Genomic DNA, 556 nt, shown 5'->3' with positions numbered 1-556 from the left:
CAGCCTCACTGCTTAGACGGACATCCATCAGTCCGCGTCACTACCCTACTGCGTCACCCCATCGCTCATAACGGATTACGGTGGTACAGGAATTTCGACCTGTTGTCCTTCGACTACGCCTATCGGCCTCGCCTTAGGTCCCGACTTACCCTGAGCGGACGAACCTTCCTCAGGAACCCTTAGGCTTTCGGCGGATCTGATTCTCACAGATCTTTTCGTTACTCATACCGGCATTCTCACTTGAATGCAGTCCAGCGCTCCTTCCGGTACACCTTCAACCCGCATTCAACGCTCCCCTACCCCTGATGCAAGCATCAAGCCATAGCTTCGGTGGTGTGTTTAGCCCCGTTACATTTTCGGCGCAGAGTCACTCGACCAGTGAGCTATTACGCACTCTTTCAATGGTGGCTGCTTCTAAGCCAACATCCTGGTTGTCTGTGCAACTCCACATCCTTTCCCACTTAACACACACTTGGGGACCTTAGCTGATGGTCTGGGCTGTTTCCCTTTCGACAATGGATCTTAGCACTCACTGTCTGACTCCCGGAACTAAGTC

1 rRNA gene is annotated in these 556 nt (G+C 52.9%); it reads right to left on the bottom strand.

Going from position 1 to position 556, the window contains the following annotated elements:
* Nucleotides 1–556: ribosomal RNA gene (locus AC6EJC_RS26865) — 23S ribosomal RNA — on the bottom strand; the annotation flags it as partial.

The sequence above is a fragment of the Paenibacillus sp. TY11 genome, from assembly GCF_059772165.1.
This window is presented reverse-complemented; position numbering and strand designations above follow the sequence as displayed.